This window comes from Variovorax sp. WDL1 (genome assembly GCF_001541225.1).
Classification (GTDB): Bacteria; Pseudomonadota; Gammaproteobacteria; order Burkholderiales; family Burkholderiaceae_C; genus Variovorax.
Genome location: NZ_LMTS01000328.1, coordinates 14427 through 36390, shown reverse-complemented (window position 1 = coordinate 36390; position 21964 = coordinate 14427). Strand labels below are relative to the sequence as shown.

Annotated in this window: 20 protein-coding genes and 1 pseudogene; 9 read left to right on the top strand and 12 right to left on the bottom strand. The window is 69.4% G+C overall.

What is annotated here, in order from left to right:
* On the bottom strand, nucleotides 1-960 hold a 960-nt coding region (locus APY03_RS45450; RefSeq protein ID WP_198161373.1), incomplete at its 3' end, for an ESPR domain-containing protein.
* A 238-nt stretch (nucleotides 961-1198) separates the two neighbouring features.
* Complete coding sequence (locus APY03_RS37720; protein ID WP_068685619.1) at nucleotides 1199-2134, bottom strand: LysR family transcriptional regulator; 936 nt, start codon at nucleotides 2132-2134, stop codon at nucleotides 1199-1201.
* A 121-nt stretch (nucleotides 2135-2255) separates the two neighbouring features.
* On the opposite strand from APY03_RS37720, the gene APY03_RS37715 reads away from it, so the two are divergent.
* The 4 genes from APY03_RS37715 to APY03_RS37700 are packed head-to-tail and all read left to right on the top strand — an operon-like array spanning nucleotide 2256 to nucleotide 5798.
* A complete protein-coding gene (locus APY03_RS37715; RefSeq protein WP_068685617.1) occupies nucleotides 2256-3416 on the top strand; it encodes a CaiB/BaiF CoA transferase family protein in 1161 nt (386 codons plus the stop codon).
* Between the two features lie 12 nt (nucleotides 3417-3428).
* Nucleotides 3429-4418 (top strand): hydroxymethylglutaryl-CoA lyase, encoded by a 990-nt coding sequence (locus tag APY03_RS37710; protein ID WP_068685616.1) that lies wholly within the window; start codon nucleotides 3429-3431, stop codon nucleotides 4416-4418.
* On the top strand, nucleotides 4415-4795 hold the full coding sequence (locus APY03_RS37705; RefSeq protein ID WP_068685614.1) for a VOC family protein: 381 nt from the start codon (nucleotides 4415-4417) through the stop codon (nucleotides 4793-4795). Before APY03_RS37710 ends, APY03_RS37705 begins: the two co-directional genes overlap by 4 nt.
* Before the next feature lie 34 nt (nucleotides 4796-4829).
* Nucleotides 4830-5798 (top strand): Bug family tripartite tricarboxylate transporter substrate binding protein, encoded by a 969-nt coding sequence (locus APY03_RS37700; RefSeq protein WP_068685610.1) that lies wholly within the window; start codon nucleotides 4830-4832, stop codon nucleotides 5796-5798.
* A 21-nt stretch (nucleotides 5799-5819) separates the two neighbouring features.
* On the opposite strand, the gene APY03_RS37695 is transcribed toward APY03_RS37700, so the two are convergent.
* Together APY03_RS37695 and APY03_RS37690 are read right to left on the bottom strand one after the other, a co-directional pair.
* A complete protein-coding gene (locus tag APY03_RS37695) occupies nucleotides 5820-6140 on the bottom strand; it encodes a hypothetical protein (RefSeq protein ID WP_068685608.1) in 321 nt (106 codons plus the stop codon).
* 167 nt (nucleotides 6141-6307) lie between these two features.
* Entirely contained in the window at nucleotides 6308-8152 is a 1845-nt protein-coding gene (locus APY03_RS37690; protein WP_232081286.1) for a tannase/feruloyl esterase family alpha/beta hydrolase, read from the bottom strand.
* Nucleotides 8153-8324: 172 nt separating this feature from the next.
* Here APY03_RS37690 and APY03_RS37685 point away from each other — a divergent pair, with 172 nt between their 5' ends.
* Together APY03_RS37685 and APY03_RS37680 are read left to right on the top strand one after the other, a co-directional pair.
* Nucleotides 8325-8741 (top strand): surface-adhesin E family protein, encoded by a 417-nt coding sequence (locus tag APY03_RS37685; RefSeq protein WP_068685604.1) that lies wholly within the window; start codon nucleotides 8325-8327, stop codon nucleotides 8739-8741.
* A gap of 137 nt (nucleotides 8742-8878) precedes the next feature.
* Nucleotides 8879-11584 carry an excinuclease ABC subunit UvrA gene (locus APY03_RS37680; RefSeq protein ID WP_083944877.1) on the top strand — a complete coding sequence of 902 codons (2706 nt, stop codon included), beginning with the start codon at nucleotides 8879-8881 and terminating at the stop codon, nucleotides 11582-11584.
* Here APY03_RS37680 and APY03_RS37675 read toward each other — a convergent pair.
* Nucleotides 11571-12461 (bottom strand): LysR family transcriptional regulator, encoded by an 891-nt coding sequence (locus tag APY03_RS37675; RefSeq protein ID WP_068685599.1) that lies wholly within the window; start codon nucleotides 12459-12461, stop codon nucleotides 11571-11573. The two genes, APY03_RS37680 and APY03_RS37675, sit on opposite strands and share 14 nt — an antisense overlap.
* A gap of 102 nt (nucleotides 12462-12563) precedes the next feature.
* Between APY03_RS37675 and wrbA the strand changes: the two genes are divergently transcribed.
* Nucleotides 12564-13163: an NAD(P)H:quinone oxidoreductase gene (gene wrbA, locus APY03_RS37670; RefSeq protein ID WP_068685598.1), complete on the top strand. Its 600-nt coding sequence runs from the start codon at nucleotides 12564-12566 to the stop codon at nucleotides 13161-13163.
* 20 nt (nucleotides 13164-13183) lie between these two features.
* Here wrbA and APY03_RS37665 read toward each other — a convergent pair whose 3' ends face one another.
* From APY03_RS37665 to APY03_RS37640, 7 genes and pseudogenes are all read right to left on the bottom strand, one after another.
* Nucleotides 13184-13597: an acyl-CoA thioesterase gene (locus tag APY03_RS37665; RefSeq protein ID WP_068685595.1), complete on the bottom strand. Its 414-nt coding sequence runs from the start codon at nucleotides 13595-13597 to the stop codon at nucleotides 13184-13186.
* 7 nt (nucleotides 13598-13604) lie between these two features.
* On the bottom strand, nucleotides 13605-14078 hold the full coding sequence (locus APY03_RS45830) for a tripartite tricarboxylate transporter substrate-binding protein (RefSeq protein WP_443082869.1): 474 nt from the start codon (nucleotides 14076-14078) through the stop codon (nucleotides 13605-13607).
* Nucleotides 14079-14141: 63 nt separating this feature from the next.
* A pseudogene (locus APY03_RS45825) lies at nucleotides 14142-14437 on the bottom strand (tripartite tricarboxylate transporter substrate binding protein); the annotation flags it as partial.
* A gap of 22 nt (nucleotides 14438-14459) precedes the next feature.
* A complete protein-coding gene (locus APY03_RS37655) occupies nucleotides 14460-16055 on the bottom strand; it encodes an indolepyruvate oxidoreductase subunit beta family protein (protein ID WP_068685594.1) in 1596 nt (531 codons plus the stop codon).
* A gap of 27 nt (nucleotides 16056-16082) precedes the next feature.
* Nucleotides 16083-18236: a thiamine pyrophosphate-dependent enzyme gene (locus APY03_RS37650; RefSeq protein WP_068685592.1), complete on the bottom strand. Its 2154-nt coding sequence runs from the start codon at nucleotides 18234-18236 to the stop codon at nucleotides 16083-16085.
* 20 nt (nucleotides 18237-18256) lie between these two features.
* Entirely contained in the window at nucleotides 18257-18904 is a 648-nt protein-coding gene (locus APY03_RS37645) for a c-type cytochrome (protein ID WP_068685587.1), read from the bottom strand.
* Entirely contained in the window at nucleotides 18904-20097 is a 1194-nt protein-coding gene (locus APY03_RS37640; protein ID WP_174262796.1) for a PQQ-dependent sugar dehydrogenase, read from the bottom strand. The genes APY03_RS37645 and APY03_RS37640 overlap by 1 nt, the downstream gene beginning before the upstream one ends.
* A gap of 125 nt (nucleotides 20098-20222) precedes the next feature.
* On the opposite strand from APY03_RS37640, the gene APY03_RS37635 reads away from it, so the two are divergent.
* Both APY03_RS37635 and APY03_RS43030 read left to right on the top strand, forming a co-directional pair.
* The gene (locus APY03_RS37635; RefSeq protein WP_068685584.1) at nucleotides 20223-21131 is read left to right on the top strand and encodes a LysR family transcriptional regulator; all 909 of its coding nucleotides are present in this window, start codon (nucleotides 20223-20225) and stop codon (nucleotides 21129-21131) included.
* A gap of 123 nt (nucleotides 21132-21254) precedes the next feature.
* A partial coding sequence (locus APY03_RS43030) for a hypothetical protein (protein ID WP_068685582.1) occupies nucleotides 21255-21964 on the top strand: 710 nt, incomplete at its 3' end.

Here is a 21964-nt window from a genome sequence, read left to right as displayed (position 1 = left end):
CCCGCCCGCAATGAAACCCCCCGCCCCGCCTCCACCGCCAAAGCCGGCGGCCCCGCCACTGCCGCGACCTCCGCCACCGCCACCTCCAAAGCCTCCAGCTCCCCCAGCGGCATCGAAAACATCGCTGCTGCCTCCTCCGCCACCACCCAGGCCGCCGTTCCCGCCGCGACCGCCGAGACGGGTGATGCCGCCGCCGCCGCCGCCCCCGGTATACGCCCCGCCGTCACTACCGGCTTCTCCACTGCCACCTTGGCCGGCGTTCGGTCCCCCGCCATCGCCGCCGCCGGTGAGCGCCGAACCGACGCCCCCATCTTCGAACAGGCCCCCGCCGCCCCGGCCGAATCCGTTGTCGACGCCCTGGACGAATCGACCTCCATTGCCGCCCATTCCGCCGCCACCGCCGCTGCCGGCGAAGCCACTGGTCAGATGGCCGCCGCCGGTCCCGCCGACCGCCTGGCTGGCAATGATGGTCACGTCGTTCAAGCTGGCGCCCGCTCCGGTGGCCACGAACACGGCACCACCCGCGCCCATGCCGCCACCACCTGGCGTGTAATCCATTCCACCGTGCCCTCCCTGGGCGCGCAGGTTCTGCATGGTCAGCTCGTTGACAGTGGTGGCGCCCGAGCCGATGAAGAAGCCCCGGAATTGCCCGGCGCCGTCGAGCGTGAAGCCATGGCCGTTGATGGTGACGCTGCGCTCCACCACCGGCAGGTGCGTACTCAGCGCGATGGACGCGGTCAGATCGATGACCGTGTCGACCCCCTCAATGCAAGCTGCCAGTTCGGTCGTGTTGCTTGCGGTGCACGCATAGGCAGCAGGCATACCGCCGCACAAGATGGCGGCCGTCAGCGCCGAAGCCCGCGCGATGCCGCTGCGCTTGCCTCGCGCATGGGCGTTCTCGGGAGCGGCAACCCAGGAGCCTAGCGCGGAGTTCCAAAGACTTCGGTGTGTTCTGTTCATGAGGGATGTCCAAGGGGGCGTTCGACGACCATGCGCGGTCGCACGGGGGCAGGCATATCGCGCAGGCGGGTGTGCCATCTTTCCCGTACACGGACCGGACGCTCAGGCCGCAGCGCGTGAAGCCGGGAATCGGCAAATGCTAGGAACGGCCACTGGCGTCGTCAGGCTGCTGCTACAAAAAGCGAGAATTCATTCGCAACCCGCCGCCCCATCGGAAGGCACACACCAGTGCGAAAGCTCACCCGCGACCGGTGCCTTTGTCGGTCTCCGACAACCCCGCCAGGTGCTTCACCAGCAACCCCGCTGCCGCCGACAGGTTCTCCCCCGTCTTCGTCGCCATGAGCAGCCGCCGCGTCGCCCACGCATCCTTCAGCCTCAGGACGCGCAGGTCCAGCACGCTGACCTGCGACGAGCAGGCCGCGAGCGGCACCACCCCGATGCCCAGGCCCGCCGCGATCATGTGGCACATCGCGTCGAAGCTGCGCACCTGCACGCGCAGCCGCATCGGGATGCCGGCCTGCTCCGCGGCGCGCGAGGTCAGCTCGAGCAGCGAACTGCTGCGATTCAGGCCCACGAACTCGTAGGCCAGGCAGGTCTTGAAGTCCACCCGCTTCAGGCGCGCCAACGGATGCTGCCGCGCGCACAGCACCACCAGCTCATCGGTCTGGAACGGCGCGATGTCCAGGCCGTAGGCGGGCGTGTTCTCGGCGAACACGCCCACATCGGCCAGTCCGTCGACGAGGGCGCGCACGATGTCGCCGCTCAGCTGCTCCTCGACCTCGACGCGGATGTCGGGATGCCGCTCCAGGAAGGTCGCGAGTGCCGTGGGCAGGAACTCGGTGAGCGCCGACATGTTGGCCCACAGCCGCACATGGCCGCGTACGCCGCTCGCGTAGTCGCCCAGCTCGCTGCTGAACTGCTCGAAGCCCTGGAAGAGCCGCATCGCGTGCTGCATGGCCACATGGCCGGCCGGTGTCAGGGCGATGCCCTGGGCGCTGCGCTCCAGCAGCTTCGAGCCCGTGGCGCTCTCGAACTCCGAAAGCCGCCGGCTCGCGGCTGAGAGCGCCAGGTGACAGGCCTCCGCGCCCTTGGTGATGCTGCCTGTCCGCGCCACCGCGCAGAACAGGCGCAGGGTGACGAAATCGACGCGGGCCGGGTTGATGGTGCGGGCCATGGGCGAGATTCTAGAGAGGGCCTTCGCATTCTGCGAAGGCCTGGTGCCGTCAAAGCAATTCCGCTGCCGGTGCGCGTTTCCTACAGTCGAGGCCATTCCATTCAAGAGACAACACAACGCCATGAACGCACTCGAAGGCCTCAAGGTCCTGGAGCTCGGCCAGCTCATCGCCGGCCCTTTCGCCGGCAAGACCCTGGCCGAGTTCGGCGCCGACGTGATCAAGGTCGAGCCGGCCGAGGTCGGCGATCCGCTGCGCAAGTGGCGCATGCTGCGCGACGGCACCTCCGTGTGGTGGGAAGTGCAGTCGCGCAACAAGCGCTCGGTCTGCCTGGACCTGCGCTGCGCCGAGGGCCAGGAGGCGGTGCGCGCCCTGGCGCTCGAGGCCGACGTGCTGATCGAGAACTTCAAGCCCGGCACGCTGGAGGCCTGGGGCCTGGGCTGGGAGCAGCTGCATGCGCTCAACCCGAAACTGGTGATGCTGCGCATCTCGGGCTACGGGCAGACCGGGCCCTACCGCGACAAGCCCGGCTTCGGCGTGCTCGGCGAATCGATGGGCGGGCTGCGCTACCTCAGCGGCGAGCCGGGCCGCGTGCCGGTGCGGGTCGGCGTCTCGCTGGGCGACACACTCTCGGCGCTGCACGGCGTGATCGGCGTGCTGATGGCGCTCTACCACCGCGCGGCCCACGGCGGCGAAGGCCAGTTCATCGACGTGGCGCTGTACGAGTCGGTCTTCAACGTGATGGAGAGCCTGGTGCCCGAGTACGACGCCTTCGGCGCGGTGCGCGAACGTGCAGGCAGCGCGCTGCCGGGCATCGCGCCCACCAACGCCTACCGCTGCAACGACGGCCACTATGTGCTGGTGGCGGGCAACGGCGACAGCATCTTCCGGCGGCTGATGCGCGCGATCGAGCGGCCCGACCTCGAGAACGACCCGGCGCTGCGCCACAACGACGGCCGGGTGCAGCAGGTCGAGATGCTCGATGCCGCGATCGAGGCGTGGACCGTGCAGCGCAGCCGCGACGAGGTGCTTGCCGCGCTCGACGCCGCCGGTGTGCCCGTCGGGCGCATCTACACGGTGGCCGACATTGCCCGCGACCCCCAATACCTCGCGCGCGAAATGATCATCGAGGCGCCGACCTCCGACGGCCGCACGCTCAAGGTGCCCGGCATCGTGCCCAAGCTCAGCGCCACGCCGGGGCGCATCGCGCATCCGGCGCCGCGCCTGGGCGAGCACGACGATCAACTGCGGCCCGGCGCCGGCTGGCCCGTGCGCACACCCTGAAAGGAATTCGACATGGACACCGGCAACGGCACGCGCCTGCTCATCAACGAGGTCGCCACCCGAGACGGCTTCCAGATGGAAAGCCGCTTCATCCCCACGGACGACAAGATCGCGATGATCGACTGCCTGAGCAGCCTCGGCTACGCGAAGATCGAAGTGACCTCCTTCACTTCCGCGAAGGCCATCCCGGCCCTGCGTGACGGCGAAGAGGTCATGGGGCGCATCGCACGCCGCCCCGGCGTGGTCTACACGGCGCTCGTGCCCAACCTGCGCGGCGGCGAGCGGGCGCTCGACAGCCGCGTCGACGAGTTCAACGTCGTGATGTCTGCCAGCGAGACCCACAACCTGGCCAACCTGCGCATGACCCGCGCGCAGTCCCTCGCCCAATTGGCCGAGGTGATCGCGCTGGCGCGCCAGGCTGCGGTGCCGGTGAACGTCTCGCTGTCGTGCGTGTTCGGCTGTCCGATGGAGGGCGAGGTGCCGCTCGATGGCGTGCTGGGCTGGATCGAGCGCTTCGCCGGGCAGGGCGTCAACGGCATCACGCTGTGCGACACCACGGGCATGGCCTATCCCACGCAGGTGCAGCAGGTCTGCGCAAGTGCGCTCGCGCGTTTTCCCGCGCTCGACTTCACCGCGCATTTCCACAACACGCGCGCCATGGGCCTGGTCAACACGGTGGCGGCGGTCGAGTCGGGCGTGCGCCGCCTCGACATGTCGCTCGGCGGCATCGGCGGCTGCCCCTATGCGCCCGGCGCGACCGGCAATGTTGCGACCGAGGACGTGGTCCACATGCTGCAGTGCATGGGCTACGACACGGGCATGGACCTCGATGGCCTGGTCGGCGCGGCGGCACGGCTCGAAGCGCTGGTGCAGCACGCGCTCCCGGCCCAGGTCTCCCGCGCCGGCCATCGGCTCACGCGCCACGCGCCGCCGGCCGATTTCGCGGAGATCGCCCTGCGTGCGAAGGCGCGCGACCAAGGCACAAAGGAGCTGCAGACATGATCGACCACCTGGACCACCTGGTGCTCACCACCGCCGACGAGTCCGCCTGCGTGCGCTTCTACGTCGAGGTCATGGGCATGACGCTCGAGACCTTCGGCGAGGGCCGCAAGGCGTTCCGATTCGGCAACCAGAAGATCAACCTGCACGTGAAGGGCCAGGAGTTCGAGCCCAAGGCGCAGGTCCCGATGCCCGGCGCGCTGGACCTGTGCTTCATCGCCGCCGTGCCGCTCGACGAGGTGATCGCGCGCCTCGCCGAAAAGCAGGTGCCCATCATCCAGGGCCCCGTGATGCGCACCGGCGCGGTCTCGCGCATCCGCTCGGTCTACGTGCGCGACCCGGATCTCAACCTCGTCGAGATCTCGGAGTTGAAGGCCTGAGCACCCCCGACCCACATTTGAAAAGGAGACAGATATGAAACTCGCCCCCTGCCTGCTCGCGGCCTGCGCCGCATTCACCGTGACGGCTTCGCACGCCGACGCCTTTCCCTCGAAGCCCATCACCTTCATCGTCCCCACCGCGCCAGCCGGTTCCACCGACATCATGGCGCGCATGGTCGCCGATCCGCTGGCACGCGCATTGGGCCAGCCGGTGGTGGTCGACAACAAGCCCGGCGCCAGCGGCAACATCGGCACCGAGGCCGTGGCCCGCGCCGCGCCGGACGGCTACACGCTGCTCATGCAGTACTCGGGCTACCACGTGGGCAACCCTGCGCTGTTCCAGCAGATCAAGTGGAACCCGACCAAGGACTTCGTGCCGGTCGCGCTGGTGATGCGCGCGCCGCACGTGGTGGCGGTCAGCGGCAAGCTGCCGGTGAACTCGATGAATGAGCTCGTCGAGCACGGCAGGAAGAAGGGCGATGGCGGCCTCAACTACGCGTCGTCCGGCAACGGCTCTATCCAGCACATCGCGGGCGAACTGCTGTCGCGACAGGCCAGGCAGCCGATGACCCACGTGCCCTACAAGGGGTCGGGCCCGGCGATCAACGACCTGATCGCGGGCAGCGTCGACATGTTCATTACCACGCCGCCCTCGGTGATCGGCCACATCGCAAGCGGCAAGCTCAAGGCGCTGGCCTATACCGGCTCCCAGCGCCATCCGTCGATGCCCAATGTGCCGACCTCGGCCGAGGCCGGGCTGCCGGGCTACGAGGTGGATTCGTGGTTCGCGGTGTTCGCGCCGGCAAAGACACCGCCGGAGGTGGTGGCCAAGCTCAGCGCCGAAATCCGCAAGATCGTCGAGAGCGAGGGCTTCCGCAAGAAGGTGGACGACCAGGGCGCCTTCGCCGTCTACATGGATCCGCCCGCGCTGGGCAAGTTCGTCGACCAGGAACTGGCGAAATGGTCGAAGGTGATCAAGGCGGCCGACATCAAGGCCGATTGATCGGCGCCGCCGCCGCTTGAATCAGCGAGCTGCCGCGGCGTCGGCGATGAACTTGAGCAGGTCGTGGTAGCCGGGGCCGAATTCCTGCGTGTCCACGCCTGCCAGCAGCCGCAGGCTGCTGGCGCGCGCGTTGCCGACGACGCCGCGCGTGGTGCGCACCGGCAGTTCGGCATCGAGGTCGCCATGGTCAAGCTCCGACATGCAGACGACGACGATCGAGCCGGCATGCAGGGCCAGGTCGCCGCGGCGGAACGGACGGCGCGCATTGGCCGGACGGAAAACCAGCCTCGGAGCGCGCCGGGCGGCGGTGGCGGGCGATTGCGCGACGGTGGTGTTGGCCATGAAAGTGCTCGCAGGGCGTGCTGATTGCTGGGATGGCTGCAATGGTCGCGCAAAAAAGGGGTGGGAAGGCCCTCCCCGCAGAGGAGAAGGCAACCGAACTGTGGCATTAGTCGCCACTGGACGCAACAAATCGTCCGGCATAGGCCGAAGGCGCCGCTGGATTCCCATCAGGAGCAGACGTACGAGCTCGCCAGGCGGGGATCGCCGCCGGTGAGCGTGGCCTTGGTCGGATACATGCAGATCGGCCGTGAACTGGCCGGCGCGCTGCCGCTGGCCGGCGCCGAGATGTCGATGCGCTCGGGCGAATTGCCTTCTTCCACCCACAGCGTGAGCGCCAGGTAGAGCTGCGCATTGGTCGGCAGCGGAGGGTTCGCGGCGGGGTTGGTGGTGCCGTTGCTGAAGCCGTGGCCCATGGCCGGGATCAGGAACAGCCGGTAGAAGTTGCGCGCTACCGAATCGCCGCCGGCCCGCGAAGCCAGGCGTGTGTAGTAGTTCACGGTGCCCTGCGGCGGGATCAGCGTGTCGGCGAGGCCGTGGTAGACCAGCATCTTGCCGCCGCGCGCGGCGAAGCGATCGATGTCCGGGTCGTCGGTGTTGATGTTGGCAAAGGCCGGCTGCAGCGCGACGCCCTGGTCGAAGGCATTGGAGAGGTTCGCATAGGACAGCGTCTTCCACCGATCCGCGCCATTCCCGGTCGCATTGATGAAGGAGGGCGTGGCCCAGGTCGGGTCCTGCAGCTCCAGCGCCACCATGTCCGTTGCGATGGTGAAGGGCGTCGGGCCGGCCAGCCCTGCCGGGTTGGTGCCGCGCGTCAGTCCGTACCAGCGCTGGTTGGCCGCGGTTGCCGGCGAGGTCGCGAAGCCGTTGTCCGCCGACGGCGAGGGCACCGAGCCGTCGCTGGTCTGCCCGTACCAGATCTTGTTCATCGCCAGCGCCTGCGCGGCGGTGACGCAACTGCCGGCCGGCCCCGTGCCGCCGCTGCTCGGGCACAGCACGGCGGCGTCCAGCTGCGGGTCGTAGCGGCATTGCGAGGGATCGGGGATGTAGCCCAGGTGCTGGTTGTTCACCACGTCGCAGGCGTCGATGGCGGCATTGCCCATCAGCGTCAGCTGCGCCGCCGTGAGCGGCACGCCGGCCAGGTCGCGCTGGTAGACGATCTGCGGGTACAGCTCGGCGGTGATGAACTTTGTCCAGTTGATGGCCGGCGCGCCGGCCAGGATGCCGTCGAAGTCGCCCGGGTTTGCCTGCGCCTCCATGTGGCCCTGCCGGCCGCCGGTGGAGAAGCCGTTCCAGTAGGAGTACCTCGGCGCGGTGCCGTAGAAGGCGGTGGCCAGCGCCTTGGTCTTGACCGCCATCTCATGGATGCCGCGCTGCGCGAAATCGTTCCACAGCGGCCCGTTCACGGTGCCGTCCGGCTTCATGGCGAAGGAGCCGCCGTTGGCCGTATTGGCGTGGCCGGTGTCGGTGCTGGCCGAGACCGCGCCTTCCACCATGGCGGTCTGGGCCGGCGCGCCGGCACTGCCGCCCGAGAGGCCGGCCAGCGCCGTCAACGAGGTGTGCGCGCCGCCGGCCCAGCCGCCGCCGCCCTTCACATGCACCCGGCGGTTCCACTTGGCTTCGGTGGGCAGCCATACCTCGATGCCGATGCCGGGCGAAGTCGAGGGCGCGCCCGCAGGGCCCGGGTTGCCCGGCCCCACCAGCAGCTTCACCACGCAGACATCGGTGGTGGCAGTGGGCGTGGACGGCGTGGGCGTGCCGGTCAGCACCAGCGGATCGCCAGTCTTGAAGGACTTGACCAGCAGCACGCTGGTGTCGGCATCCGGCTTGAAGGCGGTCTTGATCGAGTCGTCGCAGCTCAGCTTGGTCTGGTTTGGAGGAGGCGGGACAAAGCCGCCGCCATGTCCGCCACCACCACCGCCACCACCGCAGGCCGCGAGGCCGCCGGCTGCGACGATGCAGGCCGCGCAGGCCCATGTCTTCATCCATCCGTACGCCCGGTCGTCTTCTCGCATGATGTCCCCTTGGCTTGGTTGCCCGTCGCGGCCACGCGACTGAGTGCCCAGGGGTCATGCATCCGGCCCGGGGCGCGACGGGTAGGACGACGCCGCCGCGAAAGGGGCGGCGCCGGCCTACAGGTCGATGGAGCCTTACTAGAATCGGCGTTTTGCCCGGAAGGATGCTTGCGTGAGATGGTGGTTCGCGTGCTTCGGTTTGCTCGGCTTCAGCGTCTCGACCCAGGCCGCATGGTTGACGGTCACGGGCAATCCGGAGGAACCGGAGGTCGACACGGTTCAGGTCGATCCCGTAGCGATCGCGAGCACGGGTGAGCGCCGGATCATGAACCTGCGCGTGAGCCGGTCGCGGGACCGCGCCAACTGGGAGGGCGTGCCCTACCGCTCCTACGACGCCCGCGTCGCCTTCGATTGCCGGGCGAAGAAGGCAGAGTACCGATTCGCGCGCTTCTTCATGGCGCCGTTGTGGCGGGGCGAGCCCCACAAGACAACCGACTATTCGAACAACCCCCGGCCGATGCTCTTCATCGACATGGAGCCCAATCCCATCGACCGCATCATCCGCGCGGCCTGCCACCGGACGGGGTAGGCGGCTGATGCCGGCACCAGCGTCGGCGCGCGACCGCGAACCCGTCCGACCCGGCTTCAGGCCCAAGGACCGCGCGCCGTGAACGCGGAGCGCGCCACCCTGGCACTCCGCCCATCCCCTGGTGAGAGACAGAAGCAGTGAAGAACCCCGACAAGACGCCGCCACCGGGCGTGCCCGCACGTGATCGCTTCGTCCGCGTCCGCGGCGCCCGCGAGCACAACCTTCGCGATGTCGACGTCGACATCCCGCGCGATGCGCTGGTGGTCTTCAGCGGCGTGTCGGGTTCCGGCAAGTCCTCGCTGGCCTTCGGGACGATCTTCGCGGAGGCGCAGCGGCGCTACCTGGAATCTGTGGCGCCCTATGCGCGGCGCCTCATCGAACAGGTCGGCGCGCCTGCGGTGGACGCCATCGACGGACTGCCGCCGGCGGTGGCGCTGCAGCAGCAGCGCGGCACGCCGAGCGCGCGTTCCTCGGTCGGCAGCGTGAGCACGCTGTCGAACCTCCTGCGCATGCTCTATTCGCGCGCCGGCAGCTATCCGCCCAGGCAGCCGATGCTCTATGCGGAAGACTTCTCGCCCAACACGGCCCAGGGTGCCTGCCCGGCCTGCCATGGCCTCGGCCGGGTCTACGAAGTCACCGAGAAGTCGATGGTGCCGGACGATTCGCTGAGCATTCGCGAGCGTGCCATCGCTGCCTGGCCGCCGGCGTGGCACGGGCAGAACTTGCGCGACATCCTCGTGACGCTGGGCTACGACGTCGACAAGCCGTGGCGCGAGCTGCCGAAGAAGACGCGCGACTGGATCCTCTTCACCGAAGAACAGCCGACCGTGCCCGTGTACGCAGGCTTCACCCCGGCGGAGACGCGCGCTGCGCTGCGCAGCCGGATGGAACCCAGCTACCAGGGCACCTTCATGGGCGCGCGCAAGTACGTGCTCCACACCTTCGCGACCACGCAGAGCGCGCTGATGAAGAAGCGCGTGGCGCGCTTCATGGTCGGAAGCGTCTGCCCCGCCTGCCACGGCAAGCGCCTCAAGCCCGAGGCGCTGGCGGTCACCTTCGCAGGCCACGACATCGGCGAGCTCTCGCACATGCCGCTGGCCCAGCTTGCGACCGTGCTGGAACCCGCGGCCCAGGGCAGGCTGGTGCAGCGGCAGGACGAGCAGGCCGTGCTCAGCCGGGCCGACTCGCGCCGTGACACCGCGCGCCGCGTCGCGGCCGGCGGTGCCTCGCACCAGGCGGCGCCCGACGTGCGCCGCACGCCCAACCTCTCGGAGGAAAAACGCATCGCCGCGCAGCGCATCGCGCACGACGTGCTCGAACGCGTGAACACGCTGCGCGACCTCGGCCTGGGCTACCTCTCGCTGGACCGCAGCACGCCCACGCTCTCGCCCGGCGAGCTGCAGCGCCTGCGCCTGGCCACGCAGATCCGTTCCAACCTGTTCGGCGTGGTGTACGTGCTCGACGAGCCCTCGGCGGGCCTGCATCCGGCGGATGGCGAGTCCCTGCGCGTCGCGCTCGACCGGCTGAAGGCGTCGGGCAACTCGATCTTCGTGGTCGAGCACGACCTGGACGTGATGCGCCATGCGGACTGGCTCGTCGATGTCGGCCCCGATGCCGGCGAGCAGGGTGGGCAGGTGCTGTACAGCGGTCCGCCGGAGGGCTTGCGCGCGGTGGCGGCGTCGCATACGGCGCGCTATCTCTTTGCCGGGCCCGACTTGCGTTCGCGTCAGCCCCGCGCGCCGCGTGGATGGCTGGCGCTCGAGGGCATCACCTGCAACAACCTGCATCGGGTGGACGCGCGCTTCCCGATCGGGGCCTTCACCGCCGTCACCGGCGTCTCCGGCTCGGGCAAGTCCAGCCTCGTGAGCCAGGCACTGGTGGAGCTCGTCTCCGGCCACCTGGGCCACGAGCCGCCGCCCGACGAGGAGGAGGGCGACGAGCTCGCGCCCGCTGCCGCCGGCATCGCCGCCGGCCGTATCGCCAGCGGCATCGATGCGATCCGGCGGCTGGTGCGCGTGGACCAGAAGCCGATCGGCCGCACGCCGCGCTCCAACCTGGCCACCTACACCGGGCTCTTCGACGCGGTGCGCAAGCTCTTCGCGGCGACCCGTGCCGCACGTGCGCGCCGCTACGATGCCGGGCGCTTCTCCTTCAACGTGCCCAAGGGCCGCTGCCAGACCTGCGAAGGCGAAGGCTTCGTCAGCGTCGAGCTGCTCTTCATGCCCAGCGTGTACGCGCCCTGCCCGAGCTGCCATGGCACGCGCTACAACGAGCAGACGCTCAAGATCACCTGGCGCGACAGGAACATCGCCGAAGTGCTCGGAATGACAGTGGACCAGGCCGCCGACTTCTTCGTCGAGGAGGCGGCGGTGGAGCGGCCGCTGCGGCTGCTGCAGGCCATTGGCCTGGGCTACCTGCGCCTCGGGCAGCCCGCTACCGAGCTGTCGGGCGGCGAGGCGCAGCGCATCAAGCTCGCGACCGAGCTGCAGCGCGCGCAGCGCGGCGACACGCTCTATGTGCTGGACGAGCCGACCACCGGCCTGCATCCGGCCGATGTGGACAAGCTGATGGCGCAGCTCGACAAGCTGGTGGATGCCGGCAACACGGTGATCGTCGTCGAGCACGAAATGCGCGTCGTCGCCGCCAGCGACTGGGTGATCGACATGGGTCCCGGCGCGGGCGACGAAGGCGGGCGGGTCGTGGCTGCCGGCACTCCGGCGGAACTCGCGCAGGTGGCATCGAGCCGGACCGCCCCGTACCTGGCCAGGTTGCTGTCCGCGCAGGCGGGACCCGGGCGCGAGACTGCGCGCTCGCCCGCCCGTTCCCGGCTCACCCGTCCTTGAGCTGGTCCAGCAGCCAGCGCCCCGCCGGCCCGGGCGGAGCGTCCTTGCGGTAGATCGCGAACATCGGCAGCGCCGGCATCTGCGGCAGGTAGTGCTCGAGCTGGATCTGCACCAGCTCGCCGGAGGCGATCTCGTCGCGCACCATGGCCAGCGGCATGTGGCCCCAGCCGAAGCCCGCGCGCAGGAAGGCGTGCTTGGCACCCAGGTCGGCCAGGCGCCAGGTCAACGGCGAGAACACGCCGAAGTCCTGGCCCTCGCTGATCGCACTGCGGTCTGCCAGCACCAGCTGCACATGCTGCTCGAGCTCGCGAGGCGGGATCGGGCGCCGGCGCGACGCGAGCTGGTGGATCGGTGCGACCACCGTGACCATGGGCACGTCGAGCAGCTTCTCGGCATCGAAGCCCGCAGGCACCACGGGCAGGGTGCCGATGATGCCGATGCGGCAGACGCCGTCGACCACAGGCTGCACCACCGCGCCCAGCGCCTCCACGTAGAGCCGCAGCGGCGTGTGCGGAAACGCTGCGCGCAGCAACCCCACCCCCACCGTGAGCGAGGCCATCGGGTACATCACGTCCACCACCACCGACAGCTCGGGCTCCAGCCCTTCGGCGATGGTGCGCGCCCGTGCCTTGAAGCCGTTCATGCCGTTGACCACGATGCGCGCCTCGGCCAGCAGCGTGCGGCCTGGCTCGGTGAGCCGCGGATAGCGGCTGCTGCGGTCGAACAGCTGCACCTCGATCTGCGCCTCCAGGTTGGCCAGGGTCTGGCTCACGACCGATTGCGCGCGGCGCAGCTTCCGCCCCGCGGCCGAGAAGCTGCCCTCGTCGGCCGCCGCGATGAAAGTGCGCAGCTGGTCCATGGAAACGCCGTCGAGCATGTATCGTCCTTCTGGATGGATCGTATCGAGAGATATAGGCTTCCACGATGGTAGCGCGCTGCCTAAGCTGGAGGCAGATCCATTCACTCCCCGGAGCCCAGCATGACCAAGGTCCTCGTCCTCTACTACTCCTCCTACGGCCACATCGAAACGATGGCGCAGGCCGTCGCCGAAGGCGCGCGAAGCGCCGGTGCCCAGGTCAACATCAAGCGCGTGCCCGAGACGGTGCCCCTCGAGATCGCCAAGGCCTCGCACTTCAAGCTCGACCAGGCCGCGCCGGTCGCGACCATCGACGAGCTGGCGAACTATGACGCCATCGTCGTGGGCACCGGCACGCGCTTCGGCCGCATGTCCTCGCAGATGGCATCCTTCCTCGACCAGGCCGGCGGCCTGTGGATGCGCGGTGCGCTGAACGGCAAGGTCGGGGGCGCCTTCAGCGCCTCGGCCACGCAGCACGGCGGCCAGGAGACCACGCTGTTCTCGATCATCACCAACCTGCTGCACTTCGGCATGACCATCGTGGGCCTGCCGTACAGCCACCAGGGCCAGATGAGCGTGGACGAGATCGTGGGCGGCGCCCCCTACGGCGCGACCACCGTGGCGGGCGGCGACGGCTCGCGCCGGCCGACCGCGATCGACCTGGCGGGCGCACGCCACCAGGGCGAACTCGTCGCGAAGACCGCGGCCAAGCTGTTCGGCTGAAGCCTGGAGGGAGCGCCCGGCTATTCGCAGAGCTGCCGGATCTCCGGCGGTATCGGCACCGCGCGGATGCCGCCGCCCTCCCGCTTCGCCGCGAAGATGCGCACCTCCTCGCACTCCAGGATCAGGTCATCGCCGCGCTTCACGCGGTAGGTCTGCAGGAAGCTCTTGTCGCGCCACTCGGGGATCGCCACCGCGATCGCCAGCGTGTCGCCGTAGCTCGCACTCTTGACGAAGCGCGTGTGGGTGTCGACCAGGGGCGTGCCGATCACGCCCAGCGTCTGCGCAGTTTCCTCCCAGCGCGGCACGCCGCGCTCGGCGAAGAAGTGGCGCGAGGCCGCATCGATCCAGCGGAAGAAGTTGGGAAACCAGACGATGCCGGCCGGGTCGCAGTCGCCGAACTCGACTCGGACGGTGTAGATGACTTGTCGGGTCATTACGTGATCAGTCGGCCAGGATCTGGCGTTCGCGGATGATGGCGCCGAAGCGCGCGGAGTCCGCCATCGCCCGCTCGTGGAAGGCTGCCGGCGTGCCCGGCACGGCCTCCCCGCCCAGGTTGGCGATGCGCTCCTTCACCGCCGGCGTCGCGAGGATGCGGTTGATCTCCGTATTGAGCCGGTTCACGATTTCGGGCGGCGTGCGCGCCGGCGCATAGAAGCCGAACACCGTGTCGGCGTCGAAGCCCTTGAGGCCCGCCTCGTCGAGCGTCGGCACGTCCGGGAACTGCGGCGAGCGCCTGGGGCTGCCCACCGCCAGCAGGCGCAGCTTGCCCGCGCGCACCTGGCTCAGCCCGATGCCAGGGTCGAAGTAGAAGTCGAGCTGGCCGGCCAGCAGATCCTGCAGCGCCGGCGCGGCGCCGCGGTAGGGCACGTGCACCGCGTACAGGCCGGCCTGGCTCTTGAACATCTCCCCGGCCAGGTGCGGCGAGCTGCCGGTGCCGGGCGAGCCGTAGGAGAGCTTGCCGGGGCGTAGCCATCGGGCTGCGCGCGCGCGACGTTCTCGCCGCCGATGTTGCCGTTGGCGCCGCCGCGGTTCTCGATGAGCACCGGCTGGCCCAGGGCGTCCTGCAGCGGCTGCGAGATCGCGCGGGCAATCGTGTCGGCCGCACCGCCGGGCGGGAAGTTCACCACCACCTTGACGGGCTTGGCGGGCCAACTGCCTTGTCCTTGCGTGCCCTGCGCATGGACGGCGGGCAGCGCTGCGGCGCTGCCCAGCACCAGGGCGAGCAGTGCGCGGCGCAGCAGGGCAGGGCGGCGGTCTTGGGGTCTTGTTGTCATCGGCAGTCTCCTTCTCTGTTGTTCATGAGGTGCTCGCGGGTCGCCGCTTCATCCAGCGGATCGGCTGCGCCACGACTGGCCGGGCCGGCGCGCCGTGCCGCACGAGCGCGGCGTCGAGCGCCTTGCCGGCATCGTCGGCCAGCGCGGCCTCGCGTGCCGCAGCGATGGCCTCTGCCCGCGCCGCGGTGGAAGCACCGGGCAGCTCGGCCAGGTGGCTGATCACGTGCAGCAGGTTCTGCTTGCCGCGCTCGTTGGTGCTGCCGTAGCCCTTGATGAGCCGGCCGCACAGCGCGATCTCGTGGCCCAGGCGCCAGTCGCCGCGCGTGCCCTGCAGCACGGCCGCGAGCCAGCGCTCGATCAGCGACTGTTCCTCGGCGAAGCGGCTGCCGCGCCGGCGCAGCCAACGCAGCGAGGCCAGCAGCCGCAGCGAGGCCATGCCGAAGACGGAGTGGCTGCCGACCTTCAGCGGCAACGCCCAGGGCGCCTTGCGGCGCCGGTCCCAGGCCGTCAGGCGATGGGCGACGGAAGCCGGCAGCAGCGCCGCGAACTCGGGCGTGCCGGGCTTGAAGTGGTCATAGACCTTGACGATGTCCTCGTCCCCGGCCCGTACCTCGCGCCGCACGCGCGCCGCGCGGCTCCTGCGGCTCTTGAGCTCGGCCACCCGAACGATGTCGTCGAAGGCCATCCACAGCGCGAGCCAGCGCGCCATCTCGTGCGTGATCGCGTAGCCGTGGGCACCGGCCGGGTCGGCCGCGCGCTCGGCCGCCAGCACCTGCTGCAGCCGCTCGATGTAGAGCCCGGCATAGGAAGAGTCCTGGTAGTCGAGCACGCGGGCGTAGCCCAGCGCCAGCAGGCCCTGCACCTGCGGCGGGAACAGTTGCGCGACCGCGGGCGGCAACGCGTGCGCCGCGGGCTCGTCCTGCGCGGTGGTGGCGAGCAGCCGGCTCACCATCGCGGCCTGTTCGCGCGGCGCGCGCACCGCCTCGAAGGCCTGCGCGAAGCCGCGCAGGCTGGCCGCGGCCACCTTGCCCGCCTTCCCGGGCGCGCTGCCGCCGCGCACCACGTGCTCGTAGGCCTCGCGCGGAAAGGGGAACAGACCGCTGCCCGCGACCGCGCCCAGCATCACCGCGCTGACCACCGTGCCGGCCTCGCGCGCCACCGTCCCCATGTCGAACACGTGGTGCTCGCGGCTGAAGGCCTTGACCACGTCCAGCAGCCGCTCGCTGTCGGCGCGCCCGTCGCCCAGCGGCATGCGCTCTGCCGTGGTCAGCGTGCGTCCAGAAGAACTGATGACGAGGGTGCGTGCAGGCGCGCTCATGCCGTTGCCGATCTGGCGCGCCGTCTCGAGCAGCTCGGAGGAAACGATCGCATCCAGCGCCCCCGGTACCGGGCTCAAGCCGAACACGGGCCGCCGCCCGCCGAGTTCGGCCAGCGGCACCGGGAACACCTCGATGTAGTAGGTCGTGGCCCCGGTGCGCTGCGCGACGCCGGGAATGGATGTGCTCTGCGCGGCGTAGCCGGCATGGCGGGCCGTCTCGACCAGCCATTCGGTGAGCACGCCTCCGCCTTCGCCGCCAAGGGCGCAGACGAGCAGGGTGATGGGTTGGGTACGGTTCATCGACAAGAAGGAAAAGGGGAGGGAAGTTCAGGCTGGCTGCAATGCGCGCACGACAGCGCCCCGCAGCGAATGCAGCAGCCGCTCATGCCACTTGGGGTTCTGCACCACCTCGGCCCGATAGAAGCTCGGACACAAGGTCGCCGCGTGCGCATTGGCACCGCACAGCCCGCAGCCCACGCAGCCGTCGATCACCACCGCCACCGGGTCGACCTTCAGCGGGTCCGGGTTGTCCTTGATCGTGAGCGTCGGGCAGCCCGACAGCCGGATGCAGGCGTGGTCGCCGTTGCACACATCCTCGTCCACGCCGTACTTCACCCGCACCACGCGCACTCCCTTCTTCAGCAGGCCGGCAATCCAGGGCTTGATGCGGCGCTGCCGCTCGAGCTGGCATTCGCCCTCCGCCACGATCACCTTGAGTCCGTTGAAGTCGGTCGTGAAGGCCTCGTTGAGCGTGGCGCGCATCGTGTCGACGTGGTAGGTGTGCACGGTGCGCAGCCATTGCACGCCCAGGCCCTTCAGCGTCGACTCGATGGTGTTGTTCTTGTCGACCAGGCTCTGCTGCTTGTCGACCGCGCGTTCCTTCACCTCGTCGTCGGGCGTGGAGATGATGTCTTGCGTGCCGGTGGCCGAGGTGTAGCCGTTCTTGAAGATCAGCAGCACCGCGTCGTCGCCGTTGAAGAGCGCGCTCTGCACGCCGGTGAGCAGCCCGTTGTGCCAGAAGCCGCCGTCGCCCATGATCGAGAGCGCGCGTCGCTGCATCATCGGCGACACGCCCGCGCGGCTCGCCAGGCTCATGCCGTAGCCCAGGATCGAATGGCCCATCGAGAAAGGCTCGAAGGTGCCGAAGGCATGGCAGCCGATGTCGGCCGCGATGTGCACCGGCCCGCTGTCCTGCTGCGCCAGCTTGAGCGCCGCGAACACCGGCCGCTCAGGGCAGCCGATGCAGAAGCTCGGCGGCCTGGCGGGCAGCGGCGCATCGAGCTTCGCGGCCACCGCGGCGCGGCGCTCGCGGTTGCCCGTGAGCCAGGACTGCGCCGAGTCCTGCGCATGCTGCGGCAGGTAGCGCTGCGCGAACTGCGCGAGGCCCGTGGCCAGCACTTCCACGCCGTACTCGCCCGCCGCCGGCAGCAGGTCGCAGCCGTGCAGCGGCGTCTGGATGTCGCGCCGGCGAAGCAGCGTCGCGATCTCCTGCTCGATGTACTCGGGCTGGCCTTCCTCGACCACCAGCACTGCGCGCTTGCCCACGCAGAAATCGGCGACCTGCTCGGGCACCAGCGGGTAGGTGACGTTGAGCACCAGCAGCGGGATGTCGGTGGCGCCGAAGGCATCGGCCAGGCCCAGCTGCTGCAGGCTGCGGATCAGCGCGTTGTAGAGGCCGCCCTGCACGATCAGCCCCAGGTCCTCGTGCTTGCCCGGCATCAGCTCGTTCAGACGCTGCTCGGCGATGTAGCGCCGCGCCGCCGGGATTCGCTCCTCGCCCTTGAGCTTCTCGTGCCTGAAGGTCACGGGCGGATGCGCGAGCCGCATATAGTCGAAGCCGGCCGGTTCCGCCATCAGCGCGCGAGTCGAGATCGCGGGCGGCAGGTTGTCCCGGCACTCGAAGCTGCCGCGCACATGGCAGGTGCGGATGCGCAGCTCCATCATGCAGGGCATGTTCGAAGTCTCGGAGAGGCGGAAGCCGTGCTCGACCATGTCCACCATCCGGCCGAGCTCGGGCCGCGGATCGAGCAGGCACATGCCGGACTTCAACGCATAGGCGTGCGTGCGCTCCTGGATCACGCTGGCGCCTTCGCCGTAGTCCTCGCCCACCACGATCAGCACCCCGCCCTTGACGCCCGGCGACGAGAGGTTGGACAGTGCATCGGCCGCCACGTTGGTGCCGACGATCGACTTCCAGGTCACCGCGCCGCGCAGCGGGTAGTGGATGGAGGCGCCGAGCATGGCCGCGGCCGAGGCCTCGTTGGAGCAGGCCTCCACGTGCACGCCGAGCTCGTCCATGTAGGGCTTGGCCTGCACCATGACGTCGAGCAGGTGCGAGACCGGCGCCCCCTGGTAGCCGCCCACGTAGGCCACGCCCGACTGCAGCAGGCCCTTGGTGATGGCGAGGATGCCCTCGCCGTGAAAGGTGTCGCCGGCACCGAGGCGAAGGGCCTCGATCTCCTTGCTGAATGAAACTTCCAAAACGCTTTCTCTCTCTCTATTTACTTCGTCGGGGGCTGGCCCGGGAAGCGGGCCAGGTAGTAGGCGAGGGTGTCCAGGTCCTCGTTCGGAACGCGGCCGACCGCCTCGGCCATGGCCATGGTGTAGCCCACGCGCTTGCCGGACTTGAACTCGCGCAGCGTCATCTGCAGGTAGTCTTCGCGCTGGCCGCCGATGCGCGGCACCTGCTGGCCGCCGCTGAAATCGGCGCCGTGGCAGAACACGCACTTGTGCTCCTGCGCCAGGGCCTGGCCCCTCTTCATGCGCGTGGCATCGGGCGGTGTCGATGGTGCCGGCGCGGGCACCGGAGGCAGCGTGGCGATGAAGTCGGAGAAGCCGCGCATGTCATCGTCCTTCATGCCCTTGGCCACCGCGCTCATCGCTTCGTTGGCGCGCCGGCCTTCGCGGAACAGGAACAACTGTGTGATCGCGTAGAAGGAATGCTGCCCCGCCAGCACCGGGGTGTTCGGCATGTCGCTGCGGCCGTTGGCACCGTGGCAGGACGCGCACAGCTGCGCGAAGCGCTGCGCATGGGCGCCCGCACCTCCCTGGGCCGGCGCAGCCTTGCTACCCTGGGCGCCGGCCGGCGCCGCGAGGCCGAAGCACGCTGCCGCCGCCGTGATGAATGCGAATGCGCGTGCTCCCCTCATCACTTGCCGTAGCTGATGCGGTAGATCGCGCCCGCGTGATCGTCGCTCACCAGCAGCGAGCCGTCCTTCATCACCAGGAAGTCGGCCGGGCGGCCGAGGTACGTGTTGTTCTCGACAAAGCCGGTCATGAAGGGCTCGACCCTCGCGCCGCCCTTGCCGTCGGGCCAGGCGACGGAGACGTCGGCGTACTTGACGGTCCGGTTCCACGGGCCGTGGCGTGCGATGAACATGGCGCCCTGGTACTTGGCCGGGAACATCTTGCCGGTGTAGAACTTCAGCCCCAGCGAGCCGGCGTGCGGGCCGAGGAACGCTGCGGGCTTCTGGTAGTCGCTGCACGACTTGCCCCAGCCGAACTCCGGATCGGGGATGTTGCCCTGGTGGCAGTACGGATAGCCGAAGTGCTGGTTCGGCCCGGTCACGACGTTGAGCTCGTCATTGGGGAGTTCCTCGCTCAGCCAGTCGCGGCCGTTGTCGGTGAACCAGAGCCGGTCGGTCTTGGGGTCGAAGTCGAAGCCCACCGTGTTGCGCACGCCGCTGGCCACGGTCTCCATGCCGCTGCCGTCGAGGTTCATCCGGTAGATCTTGGCGTACTCGCCGGGGTCGCAGATGTTGCAGGGCGCTCCGATCGGGAAGTAGAGCTTGTCCTTGTGGATGCGGATGAACTTCCAGCTGTGGTCCTCGCCGCCCGGCAGCTTGTCGTAGAGCACCGTCGGCTGGCCGGGGTTGTCGAGCTTGGATTCGATGTTGTCGTAGCGCAGGATCTGCTTGTGCGTCGCCAGGTAGAGGCTGCCCTTGTGGTACTCGATGCCTGCGGCCTTCTCCATCTTGTCGATGACGGTCTTGACCTCGCGCGTGTTGCCCTTGGGGGCCACTGCGTAGACCTTGTTGCCGACGAACAGCGTGCTGACGAACACGGTGTTGCCGGGCCCCTGGCGCAGACCGCGTGCGTCGAGCACGCCCGACGCCCAGGTCTCGACCTTGAAGCCCGGCGGCAGCTTGAACTTGGCCGTGGGCAGCTTGTCCGGCGCCGTCGGGATCGGGAAGGCGGGCACCGGCGCCATGCGCTGGGCGGCCTCCGTCTTCGGGCGGCCCTTGGCCCAGCCCGGCTCCTCGGCGGGTGGCTGTTGGGCCCACGCGGCCGTGGCGGCGCAAAGCAGGGTGGCGAAGGTGGCATGCAGGCGGAACTGGGGCATGGTTGTCTCCGTTTATTTCGACGTTCCCGAGAGCGGCGCATGCGGGCTTGCCGCCCGCCGCGACGCCGGTTGGCAGTGTGCGAGCCGGCGCGCCAGGCATCAATAAAATATTCGTGCTATCCAATATGAACGCCATGCATATCGACGCCATCGACCTGAACCTGCTGCGCCTCTTCGACGCCGTCTACCGCGCGCGCAGCGTGAGCCGCGCGGCCGATGCGCTGGGCCTCACCCAGCCGGCCGCGAGCCACGGCCTGGGACGCCTGCGCCTGTTGCTGAAGGATGCGCTCTTCACCCGTGCGCCGGGCGGCGTGGCACCCACCCCGCGCGCCGAGCGGCTGGCCGCCGCGGTGCAGTCGGCGCTGGGCACGCTGGAGGAAGCGCTCAACGAGTCCGACCGCTTCGAGCCCGGTGCCTCGCGCAAGACCTTCCGCATCCACATGAGCGACATCGGCGAGAGCCGCTTCCTGCCCGCGCTGATGGCGCGCCTGGGCGCACTGGCGCCGGGCGTGCGGCTGGAGACCCTGCCCTTCGCGCCGGACGAGGTCGCACCCGCGCTCGACAGCGGCCGTGTCGACTTCGCCTTCGGCTTCCTGCCCAAGGTGCGCGACACGCAGCGCATCCTGCTGCTGAAGGATCGCTACATCGTGCTGCTGCGCAAGGGCCATCCCTTCACGCGCGGGCGGCGCAGCGGCCAGGCGCTGCTGGAATCGCTGCAGAAGCTGGAGTACGTGGCGGTGCGCACCCACGCAGAGACGCTGCGTATCCTGCAGCTGCTCAACCTGGAAGACCGGGTGCGCTTGACCACCGAGCACTTCATGGTGCTGCCGGCGATCGTGCGCGCAACCGACCTGGCGGTCGTGATGCCCCGAAACATCGCGCGCGGCTTCGCCGAGGAGGGCGGCTACGCCATCGTCGAGCCGGCTTTTCCGCTGCGCGACTTCGCCGTCTCGCTGCACTGGAGCAAGCGATTCGAGGCGGACCCGGCGAACAGCTGGTTGCGAGGGGTGATCCGGGAGCTGTTCTCGGAATAGGCTGTACCGACGTTCTATATCGCTTGTGCAGTCCCAAAGAGGACCGCGCGGGATAACAATCGACGCTGTCTCATCGGCTGATAACCGGGTTCAGTCATGCCAGCTGGCGGCAGGGAGTACGTCTTGCGGCTCACGAAGATTTCGTTCAGGTTGCTCCTGCTGTGCGTCGCGAGCTTGCTCGCGTCGCCGCCGGCATGGGCGCAACCGGCCAGCATCGTCGGCATTGTCGAAGGCGGCGCCACGCTGATTCGCCAGACCACGCGCCATGCGCTTGCCGAAGGCGTGGCCTTGAACGAGCAGGACATCATCGAGACGGCGCCCGGCGCCTTCGTCCAGATCGAACTTCCCGGCCCCGTGCTCGTGGGCATCGGCGAATCGACACGGCTGATGTTTCGGCCTCGCGTCGGCAAGGGGATGGCGCCACCGCCGCTGTACCTGCTCCAGGGCTGGGTCAAGACCACCAGCAGCGGCGCCTTCAACTATGCAAGCCCCTCGTTCGAGATCGCGACGCAGGCGGCCAGCACGGTGGTCTACACGACCGGTGCGCAGTACGACGTGTTCGTCGAAAGCGGGACCGCCAGGCTGACGCTGCGCGGCAGCCCCCCTTCGAGCTCGCAGTTGGCCGGCGGCGATTTCGCGCAGCGGCGCGAGGGCGCCACGCCGACGGTCGCGCGGCGCGCGCCGCCGGAGTTCCTTGCCAAGGTGCCGCGCCAGTTCCGGGATCGCCTGCCCGCGCGCGGCGAGCAGTTTGCCAAGCGCCCTGTGGCACCCAAGCCTACCGGCGAGATCGCCTACGCCGACGTCGCCGCCTGGCTGCGCACCGAGCCGGCCCT

Excerpts from the sequence above, each read along its gene's own strand:
- APY03_RS37710 (WP_068685616.1), top strand. The coding sequence starts at position 3,429 with ATGGACACCGGCAACGGCACGCGCCTGCTCATCAACGAGGTCGCCACC.
- wrbA (WP_068685598.1), top strand. The coding sequence starts at position 12,564 with ATGACCAAGGTCCTCGTCCTCTACTACTCCTCCTACGGCCACATCGAA.
- APY03_RS37645 (WP_068685587.1), bottom strand. The coding sequence starts at position 18,904 with ATGAGGGGAGCACGCGCATTCGCATTCATCACGGCGGCGGCAGCGTGC.
- APY03_RS37635 (WP_068685584.1), top strand. The coding sequence starts at position 20,223 with ATGAACGCCATGCATATCGACGCCATCGACCTGAACCTGCTGCGCCTC.
- APY03_RS37720 (WP_068685619.1), bottom strand. The coding sequence starts at position 2,134 with ATGGCCCGCACCATCAACCCGGCCCGCGTCGATTTCGTCACCCTGCGC.
- APY03_RS37705 (WP_068685614.1), top strand. The coding sequence starts at position 4,415 with ATGATCGACCACCTGGACCACCTGGTGCTCACCACCGCCGACGAGTCC.
- APY03_RS37700 (WP_068685610.1), top strand. The coding sequence starts at position 4,830 with ATGAAACTCGCCCCCTGCCTGCTCGCGGCCTGCGCCGCATTCACCGTG.
- APY03_RS37665 (WP_068685595.1), bottom strand. The coding sequence starts at position 13,597 with ATGACCCGACAAGTCATCTACACCGTCCGAGTCGAGTTCGGCGACTGC.
- APY03_RS37655 (WP_068685594.1), bottom strand. The coding sequence starts at position 16,055 with ATGAACCGTACCCAACCCATCACCCTGCTCGTCTGCGCCCTTGGCGGC.
- APY03_RS37695 (WP_068685608.1), bottom strand. The coding sequence starts at position 6,140 with ATGGCCAACACCACCGTCGCGCAATCGCCCGCCACCGCCGCCCGGCGC.
- APY03_RS37640 (WP_174262796.1), bottom strand. The coding sequence starts at position 20,097 with ATGCCCCAGTTCCGCCTGCATGCCACCTTCGCCACCCTGCTTTGCGCC.
- APY03_RS37675 (WP_068685599.1), bottom strand. The coding sequence starts at position 12,461 with ATGCTCGACGGCGTTTCCATGGACCAGCTGCGCACTTTCATCGCGGCG.
- APY03_RS37690 (WP_232081286.1), bottom strand. The coding sequence starts at position 8,152 with ATGCGAGAAGACGACCGGGCGTACGGATGGATGAAGACATGGGCCTGC.
- APY03_RS37715 (WP_068685617.1), top strand. The coding sequence starts at position 2,256 with ATGAACGCACTCGAAGGCCTCAAGGTCCTGGAGCTCGGCCAGCTCATC.